This is a genomic window from Tardiphaga sp. 285_C5_N1_2, from assembly GCF_052076065.1.
GTDB classification, from domain to species: Bacteria; Pseudomonadota; Alphaproteobacteria; order Rhizobiales; family Xanthobacteraceae; genus Tardiphaga; species Tardiphaga robiniae.
Genome location: NZ_CP197241.1, coordinates 4,228,028 through 4,253,453, shown reverse-complemented (window position 1 = coordinate 4,253,453; position 25,426 = coordinate 4,228,028). Strand labels below are relative to the sequence as shown.

The following is a 25,426-nucleotide window of genomic DNA, read 5'->3' as shown; positions in this document are numbered from 1 at the left end:
GGCATGCGGGACCACAATCGGAACAGCGGCATTCTCAGCGGGATTCTCGCAGTGCGTGATTTGCGGATCCTGTTTCCGACCCGCGATGGCCGCGACACCGTCAAGGCGATCGACGGCATGGATTTCGAGGTTCGCGCTGGCGAGACCTTCGGCATTATCGGTGAGTCCGGCTCGGGCAAGACCACACTCGGCCGTGCGCTGGTGTCGCTGCTGCCGCCGAGTCATGGCCAGATCCTGCATGACGGCACCGATCCGGCTGCCCTCAGCACCAGCGCATTCCGTAAGCACCGCCGCGATTACCAGATCATCTTCCAGGATCCGAATGCCGCGCTTAATCCGCGCATGACGATCATCGACAGCGTGGTAGAGCCGCTGGAGATCATGGGCGAGGGCGATCATGCCTCGCGCCACCGCCGTGGCATCGAGGTGCTGGAGCGCGTAGGCCTCGCCGCCGAAGCCGCCGATCGCTATCCGCATCAGCTGTCCGGCGGCCAGAAACAGCGCGTTAACATTGCGCGCGTGCTGACGCTGCGACCCAAGGTCATCGTCTGCGACGAGGTGGTGGCGGCGCTCGACGTCTCTATCCGCGGCGATGTGCTCAATCTGTTTGCCGATCTGCAGCGCGAATTCGGCCTGACCTATGTGTTCATCACCCATGACATCTCGGTGGTCTCGCACATCTCCGATCGCATCGCCGTCACCTATCTCGGCAAGCTGATGGAGCTCGGTCCGACCGAGGACGTGGTCGAGCGGCCACTGCATCCCTATACGCGTGCGCTGCTGTCGGCCGAGCCGATCCCGTTGCCGTCGCATTTGCGGGTCGACCGCCGCATCATTCTCGAAGGTGAAATTCCGAGCCCGGTGGCGCCGCCGTCGGGTTGCCGCTTCCGCACGCGCTGCCCGTCGGTGCAACCGCGTTGCGCCAAAGAAGTGCCAGCCTGGCGCGACGTCAAGCCGGGACACCGCGTGGCCTGTCATTTCGCCACGGCGGACGGGCCACCACCAGACAATCAAAAAGCGCAACGCGCATCATAATCATCGGGAGGATTTTCAAATGAAGACAATTGATCTGGGCGAGAAAACATTGCGCCGCCGTGACATGCTGGCGCTGATGGGCGGCGCTGCCGCCACCGGCGCGCTCGGCCTGCCGGCCTGGGCGCTAGAGGCCAAGAAGGGCGGCGTGCTGAAGGTCGCCGCGCCGGCCAATCCGTCGTCGCTCGATCCCGCCACCGGCGGCGCCGGCTCCGACCACAGCATCCTCTGGACCATGTATGACACGCTGGTGGAGTGGGACTACGAGACTCTGAAACCGAAGCCGGGGATGGCGAAATGGGCGTTCCCCGATCCGAAGACCATGGTGATCGACATCAGCGCCGGCATCAAATTCCACGATGGCACACCGATGGATGCCGAGGCCGTCAAATTCAACCTCGAGCGCAACCGCACCGACCAGCGCTCCAACGTCAAGCCCGATCTATCCAGTGTGGATGCGGTCGAGGTCACCGGTCCGCTGCAGGTGACGCTGAAGCTGAAGAATCCCGACACCGCGCTGCCGGCCATTCTGTCGGACCGTGCTGGCATGATGGTGTCGCCGACCAATATCAAGGCGCTCGGCAATGAGACCGACCGCAAGCCGGTCGGCGCCGGGCCGTGGAAATTCGTACGCTGGAACGACAACGAGATCATCGTCGTCACCCGCCATGATCAGTACTGGCGCCAGGGGCGGCCCTATCTGGACGGCATCGAATTCAACATCATTCCGGAAAACGCTACCGCTTTGCGTTCGGTCGTCGCCGGCCAGAACGATATGGCGTTCCAGCTGCCGGCGCGATTGAAGCCGGTGATCGAGCGCGCCAAGAATCTGGAAACCGTCAGCTCGCCGACATTGTATTGCATTCAGGTCTACTTCAATTACGGCCGCGCACCGCTCGACAACGTCAAGGTCCGTCAGGCGATCAACTTCGCGCTCGACCGCGATGCTTTCGTCAAGGCGGCGCTCAACGGCCTTGGCGAACCGGCGCGCATGACGCTGCCGAGCTCGCACTGGGCATTCAACAAGGACGTCGCGGGGATGTATCCCAACAATACGGAGAAAGCGAAGCAGCTGCTCGCCGAGGCCGGCTACAAGGATGGTCTCGAACTGACCATAGGCGGCTATATGGATCAGGATTCCGTGCGGCGTGGCGAGGTGATCCAGGATCAGCTCGGCAAGGCTGGCATCCGCCTGAAATTCACCCGCGGCACCATTGCCGAAATCAGCGCGCAGTTCTTCGCCACCGAGAAGAAGTTCGACCTTCTTGTCTCGGCATGGACCGGGCGTCCAGATCCGAGCATGACCTACGGGCTGAGCTTCGACAAAGGCGCTTATTACAATGCGGGCCGCAGCGGCGAGCCGGAGTTGTCGAAGTTGATCCAGGAGAGCCGCGTCAGCGAAGACCTCGCCAAGCGCGCCGAAGTGTTCGCCAAGATCCAGAAATTCACGGTGGAGAACGCTCTGTCGGCACCGCTCGCATTCCAGTTCGAACTCGATGCGCTGTCCGCCAAGGTGAAGGGCTTCAGGCCCAATCTGCTCGGCAAGCCGAAATTCGAAAACATCTCGCTCGGCTAATCCGCCCGACACAGAAACCGGCGCCGCGATCATCGCGGCGCCCTTAACTGGTGTAAATTGCGCATGTTGAATTCCGGACGCCTCCGCATCATCGGTCGTCGCCTGCTGCAGGCAATCCCGGTGGTGGTGCTGTCGACCTTCATCGTGTTCGGCCTGCTCAAGCTGGTGCCGGGCGATGTTGCGGTGACGCTTGCTGGCGACAATGCGTCGGAGCAGCGGATCGCCGAAATCCGCGAGCTCTATGGTCTGAACCAGCCGTTCCTGCTGCAATATGGCTCATGGCTCTGGAAGGCGGCGCATGGCGATCTCTCGAGTTCACTGATCTCCAACGAAGCGGTGCTGACCTCGATCCAGCGCTGCCTGCCGCATACCCTGCTGATCGTCGCACTCGCGCTGTTCATGGCGATGTTGGTCGGCATCCCCCTGGGCATTGCCGCGGCAACCAAGCCCGGCTCGTGGATCGACGGCTTCGTCATGGCGATTGCCTCACTCGGTGTCGCCGTGCCGAATTTTTGGCTCGGCATGCTGCTGGTGGCGTTCTTCTCGCTGCAGCTGAACTGGCTGCCGGCCACAGGTGCAGTATCGCTCATGAAAGATCCGTGGGCGTCGCTCAGTCATGCCATCCTGCCGGCGGTGGCGCTTGCGTCCGGCGGCATTGCCGAGGTGGCGCGGCAATTGCGGTCGTCACTCGTCGAGATACTGTCGTCGCAACAGGTTCGCACGCTGCACGCCAAGGGTTTGCCGCCATCGTCGATCCTGTGGCGTCATGGTTTGAAGAATGTCAGCGTCAACCTGCTCACCGTCGTCAGCCTGCTCGCGAACCGCCTGCTCGCGGCGACCGTCGTGGTCGAGGCCGTGTTCGCGATTCCCGGCATGGGCGGGTTGATCGTCAACGGCGCGATGAACCGCGATTTCCCGGTGGTGCAGGGCGTGGTGTTCACCATGGTCCTGATTGTCGTCACGCTCAATCTGCTCACAGACATTCTGTACAGCGTCCTCGATCCGAGGATTTCATCATGACGGATGCTGTGATGGCGCCCGAGCGCCGGCCGGGACGTTTCTCGGGTTTTGTACGCTGGTTCGTCAGTGATCTACGCGGCGCTTTCAGCCTGACTTTCCTCGTCGCGCTGTTCACGATCTCGGTCCTCGGCCCGTGGATCTCGCCATATGCGCCGGCCGCACAGGATCTCGACGCGGCGTTGGCGACCATGTCGACTCAACATTGGCTGGGCGCCGACGATCTCGGTCGCGATACGCTCAGCCGCCTGATCTATGGCGGTATGGCGTCGCTCTATGCGAGCTTCCTTGCGGTCACGATCGCCGTTCTGATCGGCGTGCCTGTCGGCATTCTCGCCGGCTATCTTGGCGGCTGGGTCGATACGGTGATCAGCCGTGTTATCGACAGCTTCCTGTCGTTCCCGGCCATCGTGCTGGCGATCGCCGTGACAGGTGCGCTCGGCATCGGCCTCACCAACGGCATGATCTCGGTTGGCATCGTGTTTTCGCCGCAACTGGCGCGCCTCGTCCGGGCGCGCACGCTGGTGGTGCGCAATGAGCTTTATGTCGATGCCGCGCGTTGCTTTGGCGGATCAACACCACGCATCCTGTGGCGTCACGTGCTGCCGAACGCGATCCAGCCCGTTATCGTACAGGTCACGCTGTTGCTGGCCGCGGCGCTGCTGGCGGAAGCGAGCCTCAGTTTCCTCGGCCTCGGCATCCAGCCGCCGGATCCGAGCTGGGGCTCGATGCTGGCGCGCGCCTATCAGAACATGGAAATCGCGCCCGAGCAGATGTATCCGCCCGGCCTCGCCATCCTGTTCACCGCACTGGCCTTCAACACACTGGGTGAATCGCTGCGCGTAGCGCTCGACCCGACCATGAAACGTAATTGACCAAGACCAAGACCAAGACCAAGAACAAGGAAGACGGTGATGACCGCAAGCGCCAAAGAAACTGAATATCTCGCCATGCTGCACGAGCTGTGGGCTAAGGCCTGGCCGAAGGGCACGCCGGACAAGCCGCAATATCTGCATGGCGAGGTGGCGCTCACCGAATATTTGCGCGCGTGGGCCAAGCGTAATCCTGAAAAGCCTGCGGTGATCTTTTACGGTCACGTCACCACCTATGCCGAACTCGACGCGCAGAGTGATCGCTTCGCAGCGTTGCTGATGGAGAAGGGCGTCCGCAAGGGCGACCGTGTCGCGGTGTTCCTGCCGAACTGCCCGCAATTCCATATCGTGTTCTTCGGCATCCTCAAGCTCGGCGCCATTCATGTGCCAGTGAGCCCGCTGTCACGCGCGTTCGAATTGTCCTACGAGTTGAATGATACCGACGCCGAGGTCATCGTGGCGCTGGATCAATTGGCGCCTGTGGTCGACCAGGTGCGGAGCGAGTCCAAGCTGCGCGAAGTGATCGTTACCAGTTTTGCGGATGTGCTTCCGGCCAAGCCGACCATTCCCGTTCCAGACTCGATCAGTGCGCCGCGCATTGCCATATCCGGTGCGACCGATCTGTTACCGGCGCTGGCTGCGCTGCCCGCGCCAAAGCCGCTGCCGCCCGCCGGGCTCGATGATATCGCTGCGCTGAATTACACCGGTGGCACCACCGGCATGCCCAAAGGCTGCGTGCACACCCAGCGCGATATGGTCTATACGGCCGCCGCCAATCACGGCATCTCCGTCGTCGCCAATGAAGACAGCGTCTTTCTGTCGTTCTTCCCGGAGTTCTGGATTGCCGGCGAGAATTTCGGCCTGATCTTTCCGATGTTTACGGGCGCAACGCTTGTCCTGCTGGCCCGCTGGGATGCGATCGGGGCACTGTCGGCCATCGCTCGCTACAAGGTCAATGTCACTGCGATGCCGGTCGATGGCGCTGTCGAACTGATGGACCATCCGCGCTTCAAGGAATTCGACCTGTCGTCGCTCAATCAGGTGCGCGTCGTGTCCTTCGTGAAGAAGCTCAATCCGGCCTATCGCAAACGCTGGAAGGATCTCACCGGAACGATCCTTACGGAGGCTTCGTGGGGGATGACGGAAACGCATACGTCCAACACCCTCACGGCAGGATTCCAGGACGATGATTTCGACCTTCTGTCGCAGCCGATCTTCGTTGGGCTCCCGGTGCCCGGCGCCGAGTTCAAGATCACCGATTTCGAGACAGGTGAACTCGTGCCGCTCGGTGGCGAGGGCGAGATCCGCGTGCGGACACCATCGCTGCTAAAGAGCTACTGGAATAAGCCGGAAGCAACAGCGGAGTCGTTGATCGATGGCTGGCTGCGGACGGGTGATATCGGCACCATCGATACCGACGGCTTCCTGCATTTCCTCGGTCGTCGCAAAGAGATGCTGAAAGTCAAGGGCATGAGCGTATTCCCGCCGGAGATCGAGGCGCTGCTCGGTCAGCATCCGAAGGTTCTCGGATCGGGCGTGGTCGGTCGCGAAGATGCCAGCAAGGGACAGGTGCCCGTTGCCTTCATCCAGCTCAAGCCCGAAGAGAGGGGCACCATCACGCCAGCAGAACTGCAGGCGTGGTGTGCCGAACGAATGGCCGTCTACAAGGTGCCTGAGATCCGCATCATCGACGCGCTGCCGATGACGGCCACCGGCAAGGTGAAGAAGCAGGAACTCGACGCCAACGCGCCGCAGTAAATCGAAACGTTACATGGCCCCGGGTGTGGATGATGCCACCCCGGATCGCGTCTGTTGTTCACGGAGAGTTTTGATGCCCTTTCGCAAGTTGCTGATTGCCAATCGCGGCGAGATCGCCATTCGTATCGCACGCGCGGCGGCGGACGCCGGCCTTGCCACTGTCGCGATGTATCCGGCCGATGACGCGCTGTCGCTGCATGTACGGATCGCCGACGAGTCCACGGAAATCCCCGGCCGTGGTGCGCGTGCTTATCTCGATATCGAAGGTGTGATTGGTGCCGCGAAAGCCACCGGCTGTGACGCGCTGCATCCGGGCTACGGCTTTCTCAGCGAGAACGCCGATCTGGCCCGCCGCTGCGCCGAAGAGGGCATTACCTTTGTCGGCCCGTCATCCGCGGCATTGCAGCTGTTCGGCGACAAGGTCGCGGCCAAGCAACTCGCAAAGCGCTGTGGTGTGCCGATCATCGCGGGCACCACGGGCCCCTCGACGCTTGATGAGGTGAAAGCGTTTTTCACATCGCTGGGTAGCAATGCCGCCGTGATGATCAAGGCCATGGCTGGCGGCGGCGGCCGCGGCATGCGCGTTGTCGAGCGCGCGGAGGATCTCGACGACGCCTATGCGCGTTGCCAGTCCGAAGCCAAGGCGGCCTTCGGCAGCGACGGCGTCTATGTCGAGCGTCTCATTCGCAATGCCCGTCATATCGAAGTGCAGATCATCGGCGATCGTCACGGCGATATCAGCCAGCTCTGGGAGCGTGAATGCACGATCCAGCGCCGCAATCAGAAGCTGGTCGAAGTTGCGCCGAGTCCGTCGCTGTCACACAAATTGCGCAGCCGCATCGTTGAAGCCGCCAAAAATCTTGCGGCGGAGGCGAAGTATGACAGCCTCGGCACGTTCGAATTTCTGGTCGATGGCGAAGCCGGCGAGGGCGACGGCGCCTTCGCCTTCATTGAGGCCAATCCGCGGCTGCAAGTCGAGCACACCGTGACCGAGGAAGTGCTGTCGGTCGATCTGGTGCGGTCGCAGCTCGCCGTCGCCGGTGGCGCCACGCTGGCGTCGCTCGGTCTCGATCAGGCCTCGGTGCCGAGTCCGCGCGGCTTCGCCATGCAGCTCCGCATCAATATGGAGACCATGGATGCCACCGGCGCCACCAAGCCGACCGGCGGCACGCTCGCGATTTTCGAGCCACCGTCGGGCCCAGGCGTGCGAGTCGATACGTTCGGTTATGCCGGTTACAAGACCAGTGCGGCCTTCGACTCGTTGCTGGCCAAGGTGATCGTCCACACGCCGTCGTCGAAATGGTCCGACGCCATAGCCAAGGGCACGCGGGCGTTACGCGAATTCCGCATCGAGGGCGTCGCCACCAATATCCCGTTGATGCGGGCGATCCTGGCCAACGCCGATTTCCAGGCCAATCGGATCAACACCAGCTTCATCGATCGCAACGTCCCCGATCTGGTCGCTGCCACACTGACAGCGGGCAAGCCGCTATTCGCCGCCAGCGGATCAACCGGTGATGCACGGACATCCGCCGGCGTCGTACAGCCCGCGCCGGAAGGATCTATCCCGGTCGCGGCGCCGCTGCAGGGCACGGTCGTGTCCATTCCGGTGGCCGAAGGCGATGTTGTCAGGCCCGGCCAGCAACTCGCCATCATCGAATCCATGAAGATGGAGCATCTGGTGACTGCGGAGCAGGGCGGTCGCGTCATCCGGATCGCGGCATCCGATGGCGTCACGTTGATGCAGGGCGAGCCCATTCTGTATATCGAACCTCAGGACGTGGCCGGCGACCTCGCCACGGAAGAAGCCGATATCGATCTCGACCACATTCGTCCCGACCTTGCCGAACTGATCGCTCGCCAGGGGATCACGCTCGATGAAAACCGGCCCTCTTCGGTCGAGCGCCGGCGCAAGACCAATCAGCGCACCGCGCGCGAGAATATTGCGCAACTGGTCGATGACGGCTCGTTCATGGAATATGGCAGCCTCGCCATCGCCGGCCAGCGGCGCCGCCGCGCGGTCGATGATCTCATCAAGAACACGCCGGCCGATGGTCTGGTCGCCGGTACGGCCACGGTCAATGCTGCGAAATTCGGCGAGCACGAAGCACGCTGTATGGTGATCTCCTATGACTATACCGTGCTGGCCGGTACCCAAGGTCATATGAACCACAAGAAGATCGACCGCATGCTGTCGCTGGTCGAGCAGTGGAAAATGCCGCTAGTGTTCTATGCCGAAGGCGGCGGCGGTCGTCCCGGCGATACCGACCGGCTCGGCATGACGGGTCTCGACGGGCCATCTTTCGTGCAATTCGCCAAACTTTCGGGTCTCGTCCCGGTGGTCGGTGTGGTGTCCGGCTATTGCTTCGCGGGTAACGCCGCGATGCTCGGTTGTTGTGACGTTATCATCGCCACGAAGAACGCCTCGATCGGCATGGGTGGTCCTGCGATGATCGAAGGCGGCGGCCTCGGCGTCTATCATCCGGCCGAAGTCGGACCGGTGTCGTTCCAGTCGCCGAACGGCGTCGTCGATGTTCTCGTCGAGGACGAAGAGGAAGCGACACGGGCCGCGCAGAAATATCTGTCCTATTTCCAGGGCGCCGTCACCGAATGGCGTGCGCCCGATCAGAGGCTGCTGCGCCGCGCGATCCCGGAGAACCGGTTGCGCGTTTATGACATCCGCGCGGTAATCGATCTGATCGCTGATGAGGACTCCGTGCTCGAAATCCGGCGCGATTTCGGCGTCGGCATGATCACCGCGTTCATTCGTATCGAGGGCAAGCCATTCGGCCTGATTGCCAATAATCCGAAACATCTCGGCGGTGCCATTGACGCCGCAGCCGGCGACAAGGCCGCGCGCTTTCTGCAGCTCTGCGACGCATTCGACATTCCGATGGTGTCGCTCTGCGACACGCCGGGCTTCATGGTCGGGCCGGAAGCGGAGAAGACTGCGATCGTGCGCCATGTCGCGCGTATGTTCGTCACCGGCGCGAGCATCACAGTGCCGTTGTTCGGCATCGTGCTGCGCAAGGGCTATGGACTCGGCGCGCAGTCGATGATCGGCGGCGGTTTCCACGCCTCGTTCTTCACGGCGGCGTGGCCAACCGGAGAATTCGGTGGCATGGGGCTGGAAGGCTACGTGCGGCTCGGCTTCCGCAAGGAAATGGAGGCGATCGCCGATCCGGTGGAGCGCGAGACCTATTACAAGAACAAGGTCGCCGAGCTCTATGCCAACGGCAAGGCGACCTCGATCGCCTCGGTGTTCGAGATCGACAATGTCATCGACCCCGCCGAGACGCGGCGCTGGGTGATGGCCGGCCTGCGTTCCGTGCCGAAGCCGCCGCAACGCGAGGGTCGCAAGCGCCCCTGTGTCGATACCTGGTAGCCACAACGAACCGAAGGCTCACATTCCCGGAGGAGTTTCCAATGATATCAAAAGCATTCGATACGGTGATTGAGGACGCCGGAAATGCACTGATCGGTCCGTGGCGACAGCCCCGACAGATGCTCCATGCGCAGACTTACGACTCTCACGCATCCATCCATGACGATGCCACCGCGCAGAAGCTCGGCTTCAAGGGCGGGACCATCGAGGGCCCGACCCATTTCAGCCAGTTTGCACCGCTCTGCGAACGACTGTGGGGCAAGGACTGGTTCGAGACGGGCTGTATCTCGGCGCATTATCGTGCTGCCGCCTTTGAGGGCGAGGAGGTACAGGCCATTGTCGAAAAGCCGATCGATGGCGGGCATTATTGCACGATCAGGATGGTGAAGCGTGATGGCACCGAAGTGTTGCGCGGCAGTGCCTCAATTGGCCGCGATGCGCCAGCCTCTGCCCTCGACATACGGCTGACCGAACTGAAGCCGCTGAGTGATGCCGTAATCCTGCGCGACATCAAGCTCGGCATGACCACCGCATCGCAGACGGTTCGGATGGATTTCGATCAGAACATGGGCGAGCTCTATCCATTCTCGCTTGAACAGAAGCTCAAGGTCATCAGTGAGCCGTCGCCCTATTACGCGCCAGAGAGCGCAGGCAGCTCACCATGGGGACGTGCGATCATTCCGATGGAAATGCTCAGTGTGTTGTTTCAGCACGGCAGCAAGAAGGATCGTCTGCCGGTCAAGGGGCCGGCAGTCGGCCTGTTCGCTGATCAGGAAATCCGGTTGCTACGAGGTCCGCTGTTCGTTGGAGAAGACTACCGCATAGACCGCAAGGTCGTCGCGATGTCCGGCAGCAAGCGCACCGAGAGTCTGTGGGTGCGCACCGAAGTCTTCGACAGCTCGAACGCGGTGGCCGCGACGATGCTGCTCAATCTGGCGACGCTCAAGGAATCCTACGCTAGCTACGACCAGGAGTACGCTGCGCTTCCTCGAAGCCACGCGTAGCCTGATATGCCATCTTTGGGTTCAAGGGGCGGCGAGGCCGGGACAACAGCGTCGGCAATCAGACAAAATCATCTCGAGATGTGACGCTCGTCACATCCACCTCCAGCGGGAAGCAGTAAGGCTATGTGCCTTATCTGGAGGCGATCATGAGTGCATCGGAAGATGAACTGGAGCAATCCTATCGTCGATTATACCACCGCTTGATGATCAGGGCCGGAGTGGTTTGCGTCGTCCTCATCTGTGCGATCGTGGTTGGGCAGACCGCCGCAGTCCCCGCCATCGTGAAGCAAATCGTTTCAGGCTTTAACGATATGCATCCATCGCCAGGGGCGGAGGCGCCATCGCTACGCGCAGGTCGCAGTTGCCGGCTGAAGAACTCCTGGTCTATGATCGGGATAGCACCATTCGGTCCGGCGGCAAGTATTGAAGACAACGGCTGGCGTATCAAAATCGAGTCACGTGGCGACGTGGTTGCAATCTAGTCGTCAGGAGCGGCGTCCTGAAATCGCCGTTGTTCAAGTCTAGCTAACAAGTTCTTGGCGGGCAAAATTGAGTGTGATCCGTCCGCGATACCGAGTTTGTGCGCATTAGTGCACAAGAGTGCGGATCAGAACAGTGACCAGCGTGGCTGATGGCTAGATCAAGCGCTTCACTCGCATTCGAGAATCCGGAATGGGTGGTGCGCACACTGCTCTTCGTGGACGTGGTCGAGTCCGTGCGACTGATGGAAGAGAACGAGGCCAGCACCGTACAGCGATGGCGTAAACTCGTTAAAACGATAGATGAAGATGTCCTGCCGCGGTTCGAGGGGCGGCTTGTAAAGAGCCTTGGGGATGGGCTCCTGATGGAATTCCCTCAATCTCCCCTCGCGGTGAGAGCTGCCTTTGCAGTCCAGAATGCGTGTGCGGTTATCAATGAAGGCGTTCCGCAAGATCAGTATATCCTCGTCCGTGAAGGAGCTCACGTCGGTCATCTTCTTGCGGACGAGCACGATGTTTACGGGGCTGACGTTAACCTTGCAGCCCGGCTCACAGGTTTAGCGGGGCCAGGGGAAATTGTTGTATCGGCCGATGTTCGCGACCAACTCGTGCCTGTATTGGATGCCGACGTCGAGGATTTGGGAGCTTGTTACCTTAAACATGTGCATGAACCCGTTCGAGCGTATCGTGTCGGCCCACCAGGGCCGCGACCCGTGATCGAGCCAGGTACTGTATCAATGCCGAAGTTGCGCGCCACTGTCGCGGTCGTACCTTTTACCGGGCTGGATGATGGTCCGGAACATCGGGTCATTGGCGAAGTGCTCGCCGACGAAATCATATCCGCGCTTTCGCGTTCATCGGAGCTGAACGTCATCTCGCGCCTGTCGACGTCTGTCTTTCGCGGGCGGGATAGTTCGGTCGAGGAGATCAGTAGCTATTTGACGGCGAACTACGTTCTGTCGGGCTCTTACCGCAAGGCCGGAAGTAAGTTGCGGGTGAACCTCGAACTGGCATCGTCGTCGAATCTGACAATCGTTTGGTCTGACTCGTTCGTTTGTAGCGCGACAGCTTTGATCAGCGGAAAGGACGGTGCTGTCGCGGGTATTGTGACGGCGGTCAGCTTGGCGATCATGGCGCGCGAGCTTGAACGCGCGCAGTCGCAATCACTCCCGACCGTCGAGAGCTACACGTTGTTGATGGGGGCGATCGCGCTCATGCATCGTCTTTCGGTGCAGGATTTTGACAGGTCGCGCCAGATGCTCCAGGTCTTGACCGAGCGCATGCCCCGACAGGCCGTACCATGGGCATGGATGGCCAAGTGGCACATATTGCGGGTCCAGCAGGGATGGACCGATGACTGGAGTGCGGATACGCAACTGGCGCTCGATTGCGGGCGGCGAGCACTGAGTGCCGACCCGCGGTGTTCCCTCGCGCTGGTGGTTATGGGCTTTGCTCATACCAATCTGCTGAAACAATTTGACGTCGCGCAGGAGCAGTATGACCTCGCGCTGCGCGTCAATCCTAACGATGGGATGGCGTGGCTGCTAAAGGGAACGCTTCTCGCCTTCAAGGATGCAGGAAAGTCGGCAGTCGAACACACCGAGCACGCGCTGAAACTGTCGCCGCTCGACCCTCACAGATACTTCTACGATTCCCTGGCCGCAACGGCTGCTCTCTCCGCCGGGCAATACAAGCGCGCCATCGATCTTGCCAACCGTTCGTTGCGCGCCAATCGCACGCATACATCCACGTTTCGCGCGCTGGCGATCGCGCAATGGCAGCTCGGCCTTCAGCAAGAGGCGCGCAAGACGGTGACCGAACTGATGAAACTCGAGCCGGGCCTGACGGTCGCGAAATATCGCGAGCGTCACCCCAGTGGGGGATATGAAACTGGCCGCATTTGGTCGAGCGCATTGCAGGGAGCTGGCGTACCGAATTAGCAGAACGGGAGCAAAAACATGTGCACGATGGGTCCTGAAGGCGGCGCAGGAGGTGCGGGGGGCGCAGGCGGCGCCGGTGGTGCTGGGGGAGCGGGCGGTGCCGGAGGCGCGGGCGGTGCTGGAGCTGGGCCCTACGGCAGTTACGGGTCGCCGCTGGTTGCCGATGCACTCGTCAAGCACCGCGACGGTATCGTCGGAAGCTGGCTCGGTCAGACCGTCAATCGGTCGCCACGTGGGCTGGACGACAAGAAGAACCTGGCGCTTTGGGAGCCGTGGGTGCGGGCGGCCGTCATAGACTTCGAACTGCTGTCGCACCTCCATTTTACGAGCCACTCAGAGAGATTCAGCTACAAGCATCAGGGCAAGAACGTCTCCCGGACACCGAGCGAGAAGTCGGTCACGGTCTGGCAGTTCCACGTTCAAACCACAGCGACAGATCCGTCTCCCAAAGCGAAATCGAGCCGGATTGCGACTTTGATCCGCCCGCCGGCCGAGACTTTCAAAGGCCAGCTGGATTTTCTGGATCAATATTCCGATCTTCGCGAGGATCGTGTTTCGGAAATCGTGACCCAGCTCGGCCCTCAATATGCGTTCTGGAGTTCGGTCGTGAACCTCCATCCGGATCGTACCAAGAAGACGATCGAGCTGCTTGATGCTGCTCTTCGGTTTGCAACCGCGGTGGAAATGCGCATCAAGCATGCTCTGGCGTGCTGGCGACCATATGAACTGTCGTCTCAGGTTCAACCGATCATTCTGACGCCGGGCCACGGGACATTTCCGAGCGGTCATTCCACCGAAAATCACATGATTGCGCGCATCCTGTGGGAGCTGTACGGGCGCGAGCCTAAACTTGGCGAGCAGTTGATGCGACAGGCGGCGCGGATCGCGGTCAACCGCACAGTGGCAGGTGTCCATTTCCCGGTCGACACTGCGGCCGGTCAGGTGCTTGGACTGTCACTTGCCCGCTATTTCATTCTGCGGGCGAAAGGTGGGCCGAGGTTCAACGCCTGGCGTTTTGACGGCGGACGATACGGAGCTACTCAGGACTTCAATTTCCATGATTTCTATAATCCAGCAAATGGACAGGAAAAGCTGAGCCCCGTGATTGATCCGCCCTATGTCGATTTTCTCGCCTCCACGCCGCCAGCTGTATCACCGATTATGAAGTGGCTGTGGGACGCGGCGCTTGCAGAGGTGAAGTAGCTGCTGGGAAATGGCGGTAGGGCGATCGCATTCGCGAGGTGTGCGTTATGGCAGAACAATGGAAGCGGGTTTCACCTTATCTCGAATGGGCGGTGCTGACGGAGTTCGCTTATCTCCCGGGTGAGTGGTTCTGGGTCTTGTTGGAGCTTGATGAACCCGCGGAAGCCTTTGCCCGTTCCGTCGTGCGCTCGGGGCTGGATCAGTTCATTCGAATTCCGGCGGTCTATCAGGGGGCACCACCCTCGCTGAGAGGTGCCGATCTAACGTGCTGTATGGCAATTGCGAGACGTGAGGCTCTTTCCGCAATTGTTGGCGGCAACGTATCGCGCGTAGAGGCCAAACGGTTTGCGCCCCTGCTGCCCTCGATCAATCGAATCGAGCTTGGAACGCCGACGACACATCTGTTCGAGAAGACGGACCCGATCGAGCAGCCGTTGCTTGCCACAAGGCCGTCGCGGCGGGCAATTGTTGCGATCATCGATGACGGATTGGCATTCGCGCATGAGAGATTCCGCTTTCGGAATGGCCGATCACGGGTGAAGTACTTCTGGAACCAGGATGATCACACAAATACAGGCATGCCGACGGGCTTCGGCTGGGGGCGCGAGCTGCAGGAGAACGAGATCAATCGGCTGCTGACGTCCTCCACGCATACTGGACTGCTGGATGAGGATGAGTTCTATCGGTTGGCCGGCCAGAAGCTGGCTGCTCGCCGCGCCAAGCACGGAACGCATGTCATGGATATCGCCTGCGGGCGCGATCCGAAGCATGCGGTTCCTGAAGATCTCAGCCTTCCCTATATTATCGGAGTTCAATTGCCAAAGTGGGTGACAGAGGAGACGTCGGGCGCATTCCTGACTCCGAATGTCTACGCCGCCATCTCTTATGTACTCAGTCGTGCGGATCAGATTTCGGCCGCCGAAGGGACGGGGCCAATCCCTGTGGTCATCAATTTGAGTTATGGGACCATTGCCGGCCCGCACGATGGTACGTCACAGCTGGAAGCTGCGATCGATCAGTTGATAGCGTCACGCACCGCACCGCTCAGGGTCGTTCTGCCAGCCGGAAATCACTATCTGGCGCGATGTCATGCCTTGGTCGAACTGTCTCAGGCATCAGTCCCTGGCCAGTCGCCCAAGCGCTTGCGGTGGCGCGTGCAGCCCGACGATAAGGCCAACAGCTTTATGGAGCTCTGGCTGCCCAAACAGGCAACAGAGAAGTCCCAGCCCGAAATCGCCATAAGGATTACCACCCCGACCAACCAGCGCAGTCCTTGGATTGGGGCTAACCAGAACTGGCAGTGGCGCATATCAGGCCAGCTCCGGTTTTTCGGGAAATACTATACTGCAGTCGGAGAGCGATCGCAGATATTCCTTGCGATGGCGCCCACGGCTGATCTCGCAATGCCCTCGCTGACTGCGCCGTCCGGGACGTGGTTGATCGAACTCAAAAACAAGGGGGCAGCCACGACAGTCGATGTCTGGGTTCAGCGCGGCGACACGCCATTTGGCTATCCGTTGTCAGGGCGGCAATCTCGGCTTGAAGACGAGAATTACGTGCGCTTCGATCTTGCCGGGCGACTGGAGCAAGATGACAAGGGCTCCAGCCCGGTCCGGCGAGAAAGTACGATCAACGCATTGGCGACAGGGACGCGCGCAATCGTCGTGGGTGCTTATCTTCGCAGCGACAAGGCCGTCAGTGAGTATTCGGGGGCCGGGGGGCGCGAGATAGCAGATGGCGCATCCCCAATCCGAAGCCCCGATGTGTCGGCAGTTGGAGACGAGTCGCCAGTACACAGGAATCTGCTTGCCGCCGGTACGCGCAGCGGTTCCGTTGTGACGATGAATGGGACAAGTGTCGCGGCTCCGCAGGTGACACGATTGATCTCGGAATTGATGATCTCGCAGCTTGCTTGCGATCGTCCGGACGTACAGCGCATCGCGAAAACAGGAGACACAAAGGCGCCAGGTCCCGGCTCACCATTGGCTGTACGGATCGGGGCTGGCCGGCTGGATCGGTGCGGACGTCCAAACAGACCTTAATTTTGGACCGGTGCGGAGCACAGGGAACGTCGCGGTGTCGAAAGCGAAGCCAGCGAGATCAGCGGGCCGTCAGGCGGCCATACGTATGAACGCGATCTTCAGCGACCTCGCGCCCGAGGCGGTTGCCCAGCTGTTTCATCGCGCGTCTTTCCAGACCTTCGAACGGGGAGACTACATTTTTCGACGCGGTGACCCTGGGACGTGCCTGTTCGGAGTTGTGGAAGGCTCGGTGAGGATGTGTGCATCCTCCCCTGACGGTAAGAGCGCGGTGTTAAATCTGATCAGTGCCGGTCAGACATTTGGCGAGATTGCTGTTTTGGATGGCCTCGACCGAACAACGGATGCAATCGCGAATAGCGATTGTGAGATCTGGGGAATTGCGCGGCGCGATCTGATCCCCCTGGTTAGAACCGAGCCGGCTTTGGCTGCAAAGTTCATTGACTTGTTATGCGCGCGCCTGAGATGGACGAGCGAGCATCTGGAAGAGGTGATCCTTCACGGTCTCGAGGCTCGTCTTGCCCATATCGTCGTAAAATTTGCAGAGCCGAATGAGCAAATGGATGGATCCCTTGTGGTGAATATGACGCAACAGAGCGTCAGCGAGATGGTGGGTATTTCGCGGGAGCGCGCAAACAAAATCATATCCGCTTGGGCCGAACGCGGCTGGGTTCTGGTCAAAAATCGTACACTTGTCCTTCTCGATGCTCAGGCGTTGAGAGATATCGCCACGCGAAGTTAGAACGTGACGATGCCTTCACCGATCGGATGTGCTTTTGTCGCGGAGCAGTGAAAAGCATTTGATGCTTTCGATCTCCCGAGAGAAGCGGGCTAGAGGACGAAGATCGCGCGACGCGGGATCGACGAAGCTACTGGTACAAAGTTGCAATCGGGATAATTGCTGAGGCGTTCTGTTGATATTGAGTTCGATCACAACAACATCAATAGCCTGACTCACATCTTCAAATCGTCCGGTTTGAAATCGAGCCCGATGTCGAGAACACCGACGCTATGGGTGAGCCATCCGATTGAGATCAGATCGACGCCGGTCGCAGCGATGTGCGGCGCTGTCGCGGGTGTGATGCGGCCAGAGGCTTCGGTAACCGCCCGACCTGCGACCATCGCGACAGCTTCCGTGAGCGTCGCTGGATCCATATTGTCGAGAAGCACGGCGTCTACACCGTGATCGAGTGCCTCGCGCAGCTGATCGAGCGTGTCGACTTCGAGTTCGATCTTGACCAGATGGCCGACGCCATCTCTCGCCCGCTTCAACGCCTCGGCTATGCTGCCGGCGATGGCGACGTGATTGTCTTTGATGAGCACGGCATCGTCGAGGCCGAACCGGTGATTGCTGCCACCGCCAACGCGGATCGCATATTTTTCGATGGCGCGCAGCCCTGGCGTTGTCTTGCGCGTGCAGACAATTTTCGTCTGGTAGTCTCGGACCGCTGCAACCACAGACGCCGTTGCCGTCGCGATTCCGCTCAGGCGGCACAGGAAATTCAAAGCAACCCGTTCAGCGGTCAAAATACCTCGCGCGGGGCCGGTGATCGCGGCGATCACGTCGCCGGGCGCCAGGACTGCGCCGTCGTTGCGCTCGATATGCATCTCGATCGCGGGATCGATCAGTTGAAAGGCCAGTCGAGCGAGGTCGAGCCCGGCCACCACGCCGGGCTGGCGCGCAACAAGAAGTGTCGTGGCGCGTCGGTCGGCTGGCACGATCGCATCGGTCGTGAGATCTCCAGCTCGTCCGAGATCTTCAAGCAACGCTATGCGAACCAGTGGCTCGATCATGACATGGGGGAGGGGAGAGGGTGTCATGGCGTTCCTGTGGGTTAGGCGACGAGTTCCGGGATGTCGTCTCGCGCGGCTTGAAGCGCATCATCAAGGCGCAGCGTCGAACGCTGTGTTAGACTCGCGTGCTTCGGGAAGTCGGTGCGTGCATGCGCGCCACGGCTTTCCTGGCGGCGCAAGGCAGCGATCACGATCATCAGGCCGACAATTGCGGGATCGCTTGCAGCTTGCTGCGAGATCGCGAGAGGATAGAGCGCGCGGGCGGCGGCACGCAGGCCTTCGCCATCGCGCAACACGCCTGCGGCACGCGACAGAATAGGGCGCACCGAACTTGGGTCGCTGTCCGTTACTCCGCCGGGCAACATTGGCTGACGCCGCCGGATGGAGGTCGTTGCGGCAATATTCTGGGCAACCCAGCCGCCACACACGGCCGCCTCGAGGAGTGAATTACTGGCAAGCCGGTTTGCCCCATGCAGGCCGGTGCAGGCAGCTTCGCCGCAGGCCCACAGACCGTCGACGGAGCTCCGCCCGGTCCGGTCAACCAGTATGCCGCCCATGTGGTAGTGCGCAGCGGGGCGGACGGGGATCGGCTGCGTAACCGGATCGATTCCTGCGTCGCGACAAAGAGCCGTGATGGCCGGGAAACGCCGCGCAAAGTCCAGTCCCGTCACGCCCCTTGCGTCGAGAAAAACCCGATGCCCTGCCGCGATGTGCCGCCAGACGGCACGTGCAACGATATCGCGGGACGCAAGCTCGGCGCCGAGGGTACCGGCCATGAAGCGATCGCCATTCCCATCGACCAGGATCGCGCCTTCTCCGCGTACGGCCTCACTGATGAGCTTCAGTGGAGAGGACTTGCTGTCGAGCGCCGTCGGATGGAATTGGATAAATTCAAGATCGGCCATGACAGCGCCGGCGCGTGCTGCGAGCGCGAGGCCCCGGCCAAAGGATCCAGCCGGATTTGTTCCATGCAGAAACAGACCTCCGATGCCACCGGTCGCGATGACGACACGATCGGTGGCAAAGAGCACGGGTCCCCGGCCGGTATGGCCGAGAAGACCCACCACTGCATTGTCTTCGACGACCAGGCGCTGTGCCGTGGCTCCCTCGATCACCGTGATTGCAGGCGTCTTGCGGACCTTGCGGACCAGGGCTCGCATAACGTCCCGGCCTGTTGCGTCACCCCCGGCATGGACGATCCGGCGGCGCGAATGCGCGGCCTCGAGGCCGAGGATGATCTTGCCGCAGGCATCCCGGTCGAAAATGACGCCGAGCCGCACCAGCTGTTCGATCGCTGCGGGCGCTGCGGCGAGGATAGAGGCCGCGATGGTTTCGTCGCACAAGCCGTCACCGGCGGCGAGTGTGTCCGCCAGATGCAGCGAAGCATTATCATCCGCCCCGATACTGGCAGCGATACCACCTTGCGCAAGCGCACTCGACGATCCCATGCCCAGCGGCGCGCCGGTCAGGAGCAGCACCGGTTGCGGCGCCAGCGCCAGGGCGGTCATGAGGCCGGCGATGCCGCCGCCGATAATGACGGGAGCGCCGTCCGTATCGTGCAATGCTGTCATGTGACGGCCAGCATTCGCTCGACTGCGAGGCGTGCGCGCGCTGCGACACCGTCGTCGATCGTGACCTTGTGCTGCATCGTCTCCAACGCGTGACGGATATTGCCGAGCGTGATCGTCTTCATGTGTGGACAAAGATTGCACGGACGAATGAATTCGAGGTCCGGATACTGGATGGCGACATTGTCGCTCATCGAGCATTCCGTCAGAAGCACGACGCGCGGTGGTCGGTTGCTTGCGACATAGGACGACATGGCGGCCGTCGAGCCTGAGAAATCAGCCTCTGCCAGGACGTCCGGCGGGCATTCCGGGTGCGCCAGTACGACGACACCCGGGTGGTTCTCGCGCAATTGACGCACCTCTTCGGCGCTGAAGCGCTCGTGCACCTCGCAATGACCGGTCCAGGTAATCACTTTCACGGCTGTCTCGGCAGCGATGTTCCTGGCCAGATATTCGTCCGGCAGCATGATCACACGTTCAACGCCAAGCGACTCGATCACCGCCTTGGCATTGCCCGAGGTGCAGCAGATATCCGACTCGGCCTTCACCGCTGCCGAGGTGTTCACGTAGGTCACGATCGGAACGCCGGGATAATTTTGCCGCAGCAGCCTCACGTTCTCGGGCGTGATGGAGTCGGCAAGCGAGCAGCCGGCGCCGCGATCGGGGATCAGCACGGTCTTCGACGGATTGAGTAATTTGGCCGTCTCGGCCATGAAGTGAACGCCGGCGAGAACGATGACGTCGGCCTCCACATGCATCGCTTCACGCGCCAGCGCGAGGCTGTCGCCGACTATGTCCGCGACGCAGTGGAAGATGTCCGGTGTCTGATAATTGTGGGCAAGGATGACGGCGTTGCGGCTCTTCTTCAACGCGATGATCGCGTCGATATCTTCTGACAGCATCGACCATTCGATCGCGGGGATCGCGTGGCGCACTTTCGCATAGAGATGTTCCGAAGGACCCAGTTCGGGTATCGACAGCATGATATATACTCTCGTTGAGCATATGTTATACTGTAATCGAGTATAAGGCTTGTCAAGCCCCCGAGACGGGAAGTTTGGTTCCGGCGATGGCGCGTTCCGCAAGGACGGCGCGGCGAAAGCGGAAGAGTTTTGCAGGGCGTCCGCCGGTGTCCTGGCTCGTTTCGCCAGTTTCTTCAACAAGTTCCTGCTGCTCGATCAGACGGCGGAAATTCGGCTTGTGCACTTGCCGTCCCGCCAGCGCCTCAACACAGCGTTGCAATTGCAGCAGCGTGAATGTGTCCGGCATCAATTCAAATACGACAGGATGGTATTTGATCTTGGCCCTGAGTCTTGCAATTCCGGTAGCCAGAATCCGGCGATGGTCCAGGATCATGGGGTGACCCGGCGTGTTCGATAGAGCCGCATGGGTCGACGTGGATGCTGAGGAATTTCCGCGTGTCGCCTCGGGGATCAGTTTCGCCTCATATAATAGTTCGTACCGCTGCAGAACCAGTTCCTCGTTCCAACTGTGTTCTTCGAAACCGAAGAGCATTGCGGCGCGTTGCCGACGAGCGCGCTGCGCCGCCCGGTCGGATGCTGCAGAAGCCCAGGCTTTGAGCCCTGGCTGCAGAGCTTTTTCCATCAGCGGCGATGGGCCGTCGCGATGATCCTCCCAGGGGAAGTAATCATACCAGCCGCGCCATCTGGCCTCGTGTGCGCCGAATGCCGGTTGTTCTCGTGTCAGGCCAAGATAGCTGATCGAGATGACATGCTGCGCAGTGGTGCCAGCGCGATCGCGATCGGCAAAGGTGTAGAGCTGTTCGACATAACCGAGCGGCAGCCGTGTCTGCCGTTCGACCCAGGCACGCAGCCCCGATTGCAGCGAACGATGGGCGAGTTCGAAAGGCCCGGAGGGCAGGGCGCGCTGATCCTGGATCGTTAGGACACGAGGCTCACCCGAGGTAACGGCTACGAGCACCGCAACAAGATCAGCCGCAATTCCTTGCGGTGATGAATGCGCTGGCCTGAAATTGGGGCTGTCGAGCGGGTCCATGAGCTGGTCTGCTTAAGTGTTCATAGGGACAGGGTGAAAGGCTGCATCGCGAATCCGCGCTGATATTTTAACATGAGGCTGCAACGCGACGCGCACGGCAAGAGCGGGCGCCCTTCACGCTGACCATTCGCTAATTCATGTCGGAATGCAGTCTGACCACAACACCGACTTGCCTGAGCCCGACAGCGGCAGTTGGGTGGGCGTGGTGGCCGAGTCATTTTTGGCAACCGTGTCGTACCGATGTGCCGCACTGTGCCCCCGCTCTTCTGGGGCACCCCGCAAGGGAATTGGACCGTTAAGTCATTGAATTCGACGAAGACATGGTGGGCGCACAAGGGATCGAACCTTGGACCTCTCCCGTGTGAACCACAATCTGTAGACCCTAGCCAGCCAGCCCTAACCATAGTAAAATTGCAGAAGAGCCTGTTAATTATGGTTTTTTTGTCGTGTGTGACCATAGTTGACCATGGTGGGCCATAGCGCATCTTGTGTGCCCCTGTTGTGCCCCCCGCGAATTTTCCCTTGGGGCACACAGTCGAGGGAAGGTCTGAGACCCGGTTCTTGCCGGTCCGATCATTCCCGCGTGGGCACAAGACGGAAGGGCAGGGACCGTGGGAGAGCCGATCAACTATTTGACGCTGACCGACACGGTCATCCGCGACACGACAATGCCACCGGGCAAGGCGCAGCATTACCTCCACGACGACAAGCTGCCCGGTCTGGCGCTGCGCATGCGCGCGACGGGCGGCCGGACCTGGGTTTACCTGTTCACCAAGCCGGGAGTGAGAGGCACTCAGCGCAAGACCCTCGGGGCCTGGCCAAGGTTCAATGAGCGGGCGGCTCGGAAGGCCGCCACCATCACCGCTGGTGAGGTGGTCACAGGGGTCGATCCGAACGACGCCAAACGAGAAGCCAAGCGCCAGCAACTGGCCGAGATGCAGCGCACTACGCTGGTGGCCTTGATCAGTGAAGACGGCCCTTATCAGACATCCCTGACCGGACGCCAAGTCGTGAACTGGAAGCCTGCGATGTCGGCGCTGCGGCGCGGTCTCAAGGATCATTTCGATCTCGCCATCGGCGAATTGACGCGCCGGCAAATCATGGCGGCAGTGGACAAGACCGCCAAGACCGGTAAGCGCGGTGCAGCCAGGGACTTGCGCAAGCACACCCACACATTCCTCGAGTGGTGTGTCGGCGAAGGTTACGTCGAGCACAACGTGCTTGCCGGCTATCGCGCGCCGAAAGAGACCCGTGCGCAGAGGGTCGGGCGCCGAACGAAGGGCCGCGCGCTGATGGATGAGGAGATCATCAAGGTCTGGCACGCATCCGGCAAGCTCGGGGCTTTTGGACAATTAGCACGCATGTGCCTGCTCGGCGGTCCGCGCCGCAGCGAGCCAACCATCATTGAGTGGCGAAAGCACATCATGGATGACCGCATCACCTTCGATGCGGCGTGGACCAAGATGGGCCTGCATCACGACGTGCCGCGCACTCATCTCGTTGACGAGGTGCTCACAGCTGCGAAGCATTTCCAGCGCGCAACGTCCGACTACGTCTTCCCGTCACCAAAGACCGGCGGCCAGTTGTCGGGCTTCACCAAGATGGTGAACCGTTTGGTTAAGGAAGCGGGTGTCGCCAGGTTCACCATGCACGATTTGAGGCGCAGCTTGCGCACCGTTATGTCACGGTGCGGCTACGACAACGAAATCCAGCGGTTATGTGTCGGGCAAAAGCCGCGCGGAATCGATCAGGTCTACAATCACGACGAACAGTGGATCATCCGCAAGATGGCGTTCGAAGCTGCTCATGACTACATCGCGCAGTTGGTCGGTGCGCAACGGGTCGGAGGGGTCGTGCGCCTGCAACGGACGAATCCACTTGACCCCATCAAGGCTGAGCTGCTCGGTCGTCTTCGCGAGCATTATGCGGCGGAGGCGTCTTAGTGGCTTTATCGCATCTGGCTAGATAGTCGCGCACCGCATCGACCCGATAGAGCGGGCGACCATCGACATGGCGCCATTTCAGGGGATGGTTCCGATCGCGCCGCCACTGCTCCAGCGCTCCGGGCGTGCGCCGGATGACCGCGGCCGCTTCCAATGCCGTCAAATTCGAGCTGCCCGGCAGCGTATCGATATCGAACGTCGCTGGCGGCGGCATGCCACGTTTCTTGCGAGGGCGCTTCGTGGCACGCGGCATTTTCCCCCTACCTGGCGACGCAAATGCCTCGATCCGAGTCTTTTCGTTCTTGCCGCCCATGCCTCCGCCCCGAACCACCATCGGTCTCAGACAATAAGATCGTAGGCTTCTCCAGCAAAGAAATATAAAGCGCTGGTATGGCTGCTGTGTAGTTGTGGCGTACAAATAGGACGAATCGCCCCCTTTTGCCGCGAAGTTGACGAGCAACTGTGAATCGTAGGGGGCGATCGGCATCCTAATTGTCTGATGGACCTGGCATCTGTGGGGGCACTGTTCGGAGCCGATCCTAGATCGCCGTCGGCGCGTTGTGTCGTTCACACCCGGCAGCTCTTCGCGTTCGTCCGCTGGACCTCAAATGACTTTGGCACGGTCATCTCGCGGATCGACATCTTGCGGGCAGTCGCGGCCGGTCAGCGTTGCACCACGGTGCCCTATGTGACGCCCGGCGGCGATATTCTGTTGCGGTTGTCGGGCTGGCCCAAGGTCGAGCGAGTGCTGCAACTGATCGATGCGATCGAAGCGCTTGGCATCGATCCCGCGGACGCTGCACTTGATTGTTGGCATCACGTCCATAACCGCCTCTCCGTTAATGAAGCTCCGCGAACCTACACCAAGTCGCGTCACCAAGCTTGGCTTCACAGGCGGAGGATTATGCCATGAATGGCCGGTTCTCGACGCTCGCAGTCATGCTTGTTGGGGTCGCCGTTCTCGTTGCACCGGTCGTCGCGGAGCCGGTTCCACTCTACCTGTGGAATGCTTCCGAAAGTGTACCGCTTGGCCTCTATCGCTTACGGCCCGCAGACAGACTGTTTGTCACCGAACTCGTCGCCATCAAGCCACCAGAGCCGCTGGCGAGTTTTCTTGACCTGAACGGCTATCTGCCGGTCGGCATTCCCATGTTGAAGCGCGTGCTGGCGCTGCCCAGGCAAACGGTTTGCAGAAGCGGACACACTATCTCGGTCGATGCGATCGACATGGGAGAGGCGCGCGAGCGAGACAGTCGCGGCCGGCCGCTGCCAGTCTGGCACGGCTGTCGTGTTGTCGGCGAAGACGAACTCTTTCTCATGAACTGGCAGTCCAGGGACTCGCTGGACGGTCGCTACTTCGGGCCGATCGCGGCATCCGCAGTTGTTGGCCGTGCATTCCCTGTCTGGACCAAGGAGGAGTGATGGTGCGCATCTCTCTTTCTCGATCTGCCATTCCTCTGTTCGACCGGATGCTGCACCATTCCTCCGTTCTCTAATCGCGGTCTATCATGCAAGCCCCTTCTTCCTCTTTTTCAGCAATAGCCAACACGGCAGTTCTTACCGTCGAAGTCATGGCGGCCCCACTTTCGTGTGCGGCAGCGAGGTCAAGCCCGAAGCCGCCAAAGGCGGTGGCGCGCAGCGCCAGGCTTGAGGTCGCAGACGCACGCGAACACACTTGCCGCCTGCATTCGACTACGTTGTCGTTTCAATTTGTCACTGACAAAGTTGTCAGTCGCTGCCGGGTCCACCGTTCTCTTCGCAGTCCGATCGATAATGCGGCTGCACGTTTGCGTCAGGAGG

General features: G+C 60.7%; 18 protein-coding genes and 1 pseudogene. 15 read left to right on the top strand and 4 right to left on the bottom strand.

The annotated features are described in order from the left end of the window. Positions 1 to 3 precede the first annotated feature (3 nt). The 12 genes from AB7951_RS20155 to AB7951_RS20100 all read left to right on the top strand — a co-directional run bounded on the left by AB7951_RS20155 (position 4) and on the right by AB7951_RS20100 (position 17,047). Positions 4 to 1,035: an oligopeptide/dipeptide ABC transporter ATP-binding protein gene (locus AB7951_RS20155; RefSeq protein ID WP_120289235.1), complete on the top strand. Its 1,032-nt coding sequence runs from the start codon at positions 4 to 6 to the stop codon at positions 1,033 to 1,035. A gap of 19 nt (positions 1,036 to 1,054) precedes the next feature. Further along, positions 1,055 to 2,608: an ABC transporter substrate-binding protein gene (locus tag AB7951_RS20150; protein ID WP_120288835.1), complete on the top strand. Its 1,554-nt coding sequence runs from the start codon at positions 1,055 to 1,057 to the stop codon at positions 2,606 to 2,608. Positions 2,609 to 2,671: 63 nt separating this feature from the next. Then, positions 2,672 to 3,628, top strand: coding sequence for an ABC transporter permease (locus tag AB7951_RS20145; protein ID WP_068737345.1), 957 nt, complete (start codon positions 2,672 to 2,674; stop codon positions 3,626 to 3,628). Beyond that, positions 3,625 to 4,500, top strand: a complete 876-nt coding sequence (locus AB7951_RS20140; RefSeq protein ID WP_120288836.1) for an ABC transporter permease — start codon at positions 3,625 to 3,627, stop codon at positions 4,498 to 4,500. Before AB7951_RS20145 ends, AB7951_RS20140 begins: the two co-directional genes overlap by 4 nt. 39 nt (positions 4,501 to 4,539) lie before the next feature. Next, entirely contained in the window at positions 4,540 to 6,255 is a 1,716-nt protein-coding gene (locus AB7951_RS20135; protein WP_120288837.1) for an AMP-binding protein, read from the top strand. 73 nt (positions 6,256 to 6,328) lie between these two features. Then, positions 6,329 to 9,640: a carboxyl transferase domain-containing protein gene (locus AB7951_RS20130; protein WP_120288838.1), complete on the top strand. Its 3,312-nt coding sequence runs from the start codon at positions 6,329 to 6,331 to the stop codon at positions 9,638 to 9,640. A gap of 41 nt (positions 9,641 to 9,681) precedes the next feature. Then, entirely contained in the window at positions 9,682 to 10,644 is a 963-nt protein-coding gene (locus AB7951_RS20125; RefSeq protein WP_120288839.1) for a hypothetical protein, read from the top strand. Between the two features lie 146 nt (positions 10,645 to 10,790). Further along, a complete protein-coding gene (locus AB7951_RS20120; protein WP_147421618.1) occupies positions 10,791 to 11,126 on the top strand; it encodes a hypothetical protein in 336 nt (111 codons plus the stop codon). Positions 11,127 to 11,323: 197 nt separating this feature from the next. Beyond that, positions 11,324 to 13,063 (top strand): adenylate/guanylate cyclase domain-containing protein, encoded by a 1,740-nt coding sequence (locus AB7951_RS20115; protein WP_231077732.1) that lies wholly within the window; start codon positions 11,324 to 11,326, stop codon positions 13,061 to 13,063. 18 nt (positions 13,064 to 13,081) lie between these two features. Then, positions 13,082 to 14,266 carry a phosphatase PAP2 family protein gene (locus tag AB7951_RS20110; RefSeq protein ID WP_147421619.1) on the top strand — a complete coding sequence of 395 codons (1,185 nt, stop codon included), beginning with the start codon at positions 13,082 to 13,084 and terminating at the stop codon, positions 14,264 to 14,266. A 47-nt stretch (positions 14,267 to 14,313) separates the two neighbouring features. Beyond that, a complete protein-coding gene (locus AB7951_RS20105; protein WP_441256035.1) occupies positions 14,314 to 16,308 on the top strand; it encodes a S8 family serine peptidase in 1,995 nt (664 codons plus the stop codon). Positions 16,309 to 16,393: 85 nt separating this feature from the next. Next, entirely contained in the window at positions 16,394 to 17,047 is a 654-nt protein-coding gene (locus AB7951_RS20100) for a Crp/Fnr family transcriptional regulator (protein WP_120288844.1), read from the top strand. Between the two features lie 212 nt (positions 17,048 to 17,259). Here the strand turns inward: AB7951_RS20100 and nadC are convergent, their stop codons facing one another. Genes nadC through AB7951_RS20080 form a run of 4 tightly spaced genes read right to left on the bottom strand, consistent with a single transcriptional unit; the run spans position 17,260 to position 21,683 of the window. Then, entirely contained in the window at positions 17,260 to 18,126 is an 867-nt protein-coding gene (gene nadC / locus AB7951_RS20095) for a carboxylating nicotinate-nucleotide diphosphorylase (protein WP_120288845.1), read from the bottom strand. A gap of 14 nt (positions 18,127 to 18,140) precedes the next feature. After that, positions 18,141 to 19,670 carry an L-aspartate oxidase gene (locus AB7951_RS20090; RefSeq protein ID WP_120288846.1) on the bottom strand — a complete coding sequence of 510 codons (1,530 nt, stop codon included), beginning with the start codon at positions 19,668 to 19,670 and terminating at the stop codon, positions 18,141 to 18,143. Further along, positions 19,667 to 20,650, bottom strand: a complete 984-nt coding sequence (gene nadA / locus AB7951_RS20085) for a quinolinate synthase NadA (RefSeq protein WP_441256034.1) — start codon at positions 20,648 to 20,650, stop codon at positions 19,667 to 19,669. Before nadA ends, AB7951_RS20090 begins: the two co-directional genes overlap by 4 nt. Positions 20,651 to 20,702: 52 nt before the next feature. Further along, entirely contained in the window at positions 20,703 to 21,683 is a 981-nt protein-coding gene (locus AB7951_RS20080; RefSeq protein ID WP_120288848.1) for an NrtR DNA-binding winged helix domain-containing protein, read from the bottom strand. A gap of 611 nt (positions 21,684 to 22,294) precedes the next feature. On the opposite strand from AB7951_RS20080, the gene AB7951_RS20075 reads away from it, so the two are divergent. From AB7951_RS20075 to AB7951_RS20065, 3 genes and pseudogenes are all read left to right on the top strand, one after another. After that, positions 22,295 to 23,626 carry a tyrosine-type recombinase/integrase gene (locus tag AB7951_RS20075; protein WP_439082839.1) on the top strand — a complete coding sequence of 444 codons (1,332 nt, stop codon included), beginning with the start codon at positions 22,295 to 22,297 and terminating at the stop codon, positions 23,624 to 23,626. A gap of 512 nt (positions 23,627 to 24,138) precedes the next feature. Continuing rightward, positions 24,139 to 24,539 (top strand): annotated as a pseudogene (locus AB7951_RS20070) (DUF2840 domain-containing protein). Beyond that, complete coding sequence (locus AB7951_RS20065; RefSeq protein ID WP_441256033.1) at positions 24,536 to 25,048, top strand: S26 family signal peptidase; 513 nt, start codon at positions 24,536 to 24,538, stop codon at positions 25,046 to 25,048. The pseudogene AB7951_RS20070 and the gene AB7951_RS20065 overlap by 4 nt, the downstream one beginning before the upstream one ends. Positions 25,049 to 25,426 lie beyond the last annotated feature (378 nt).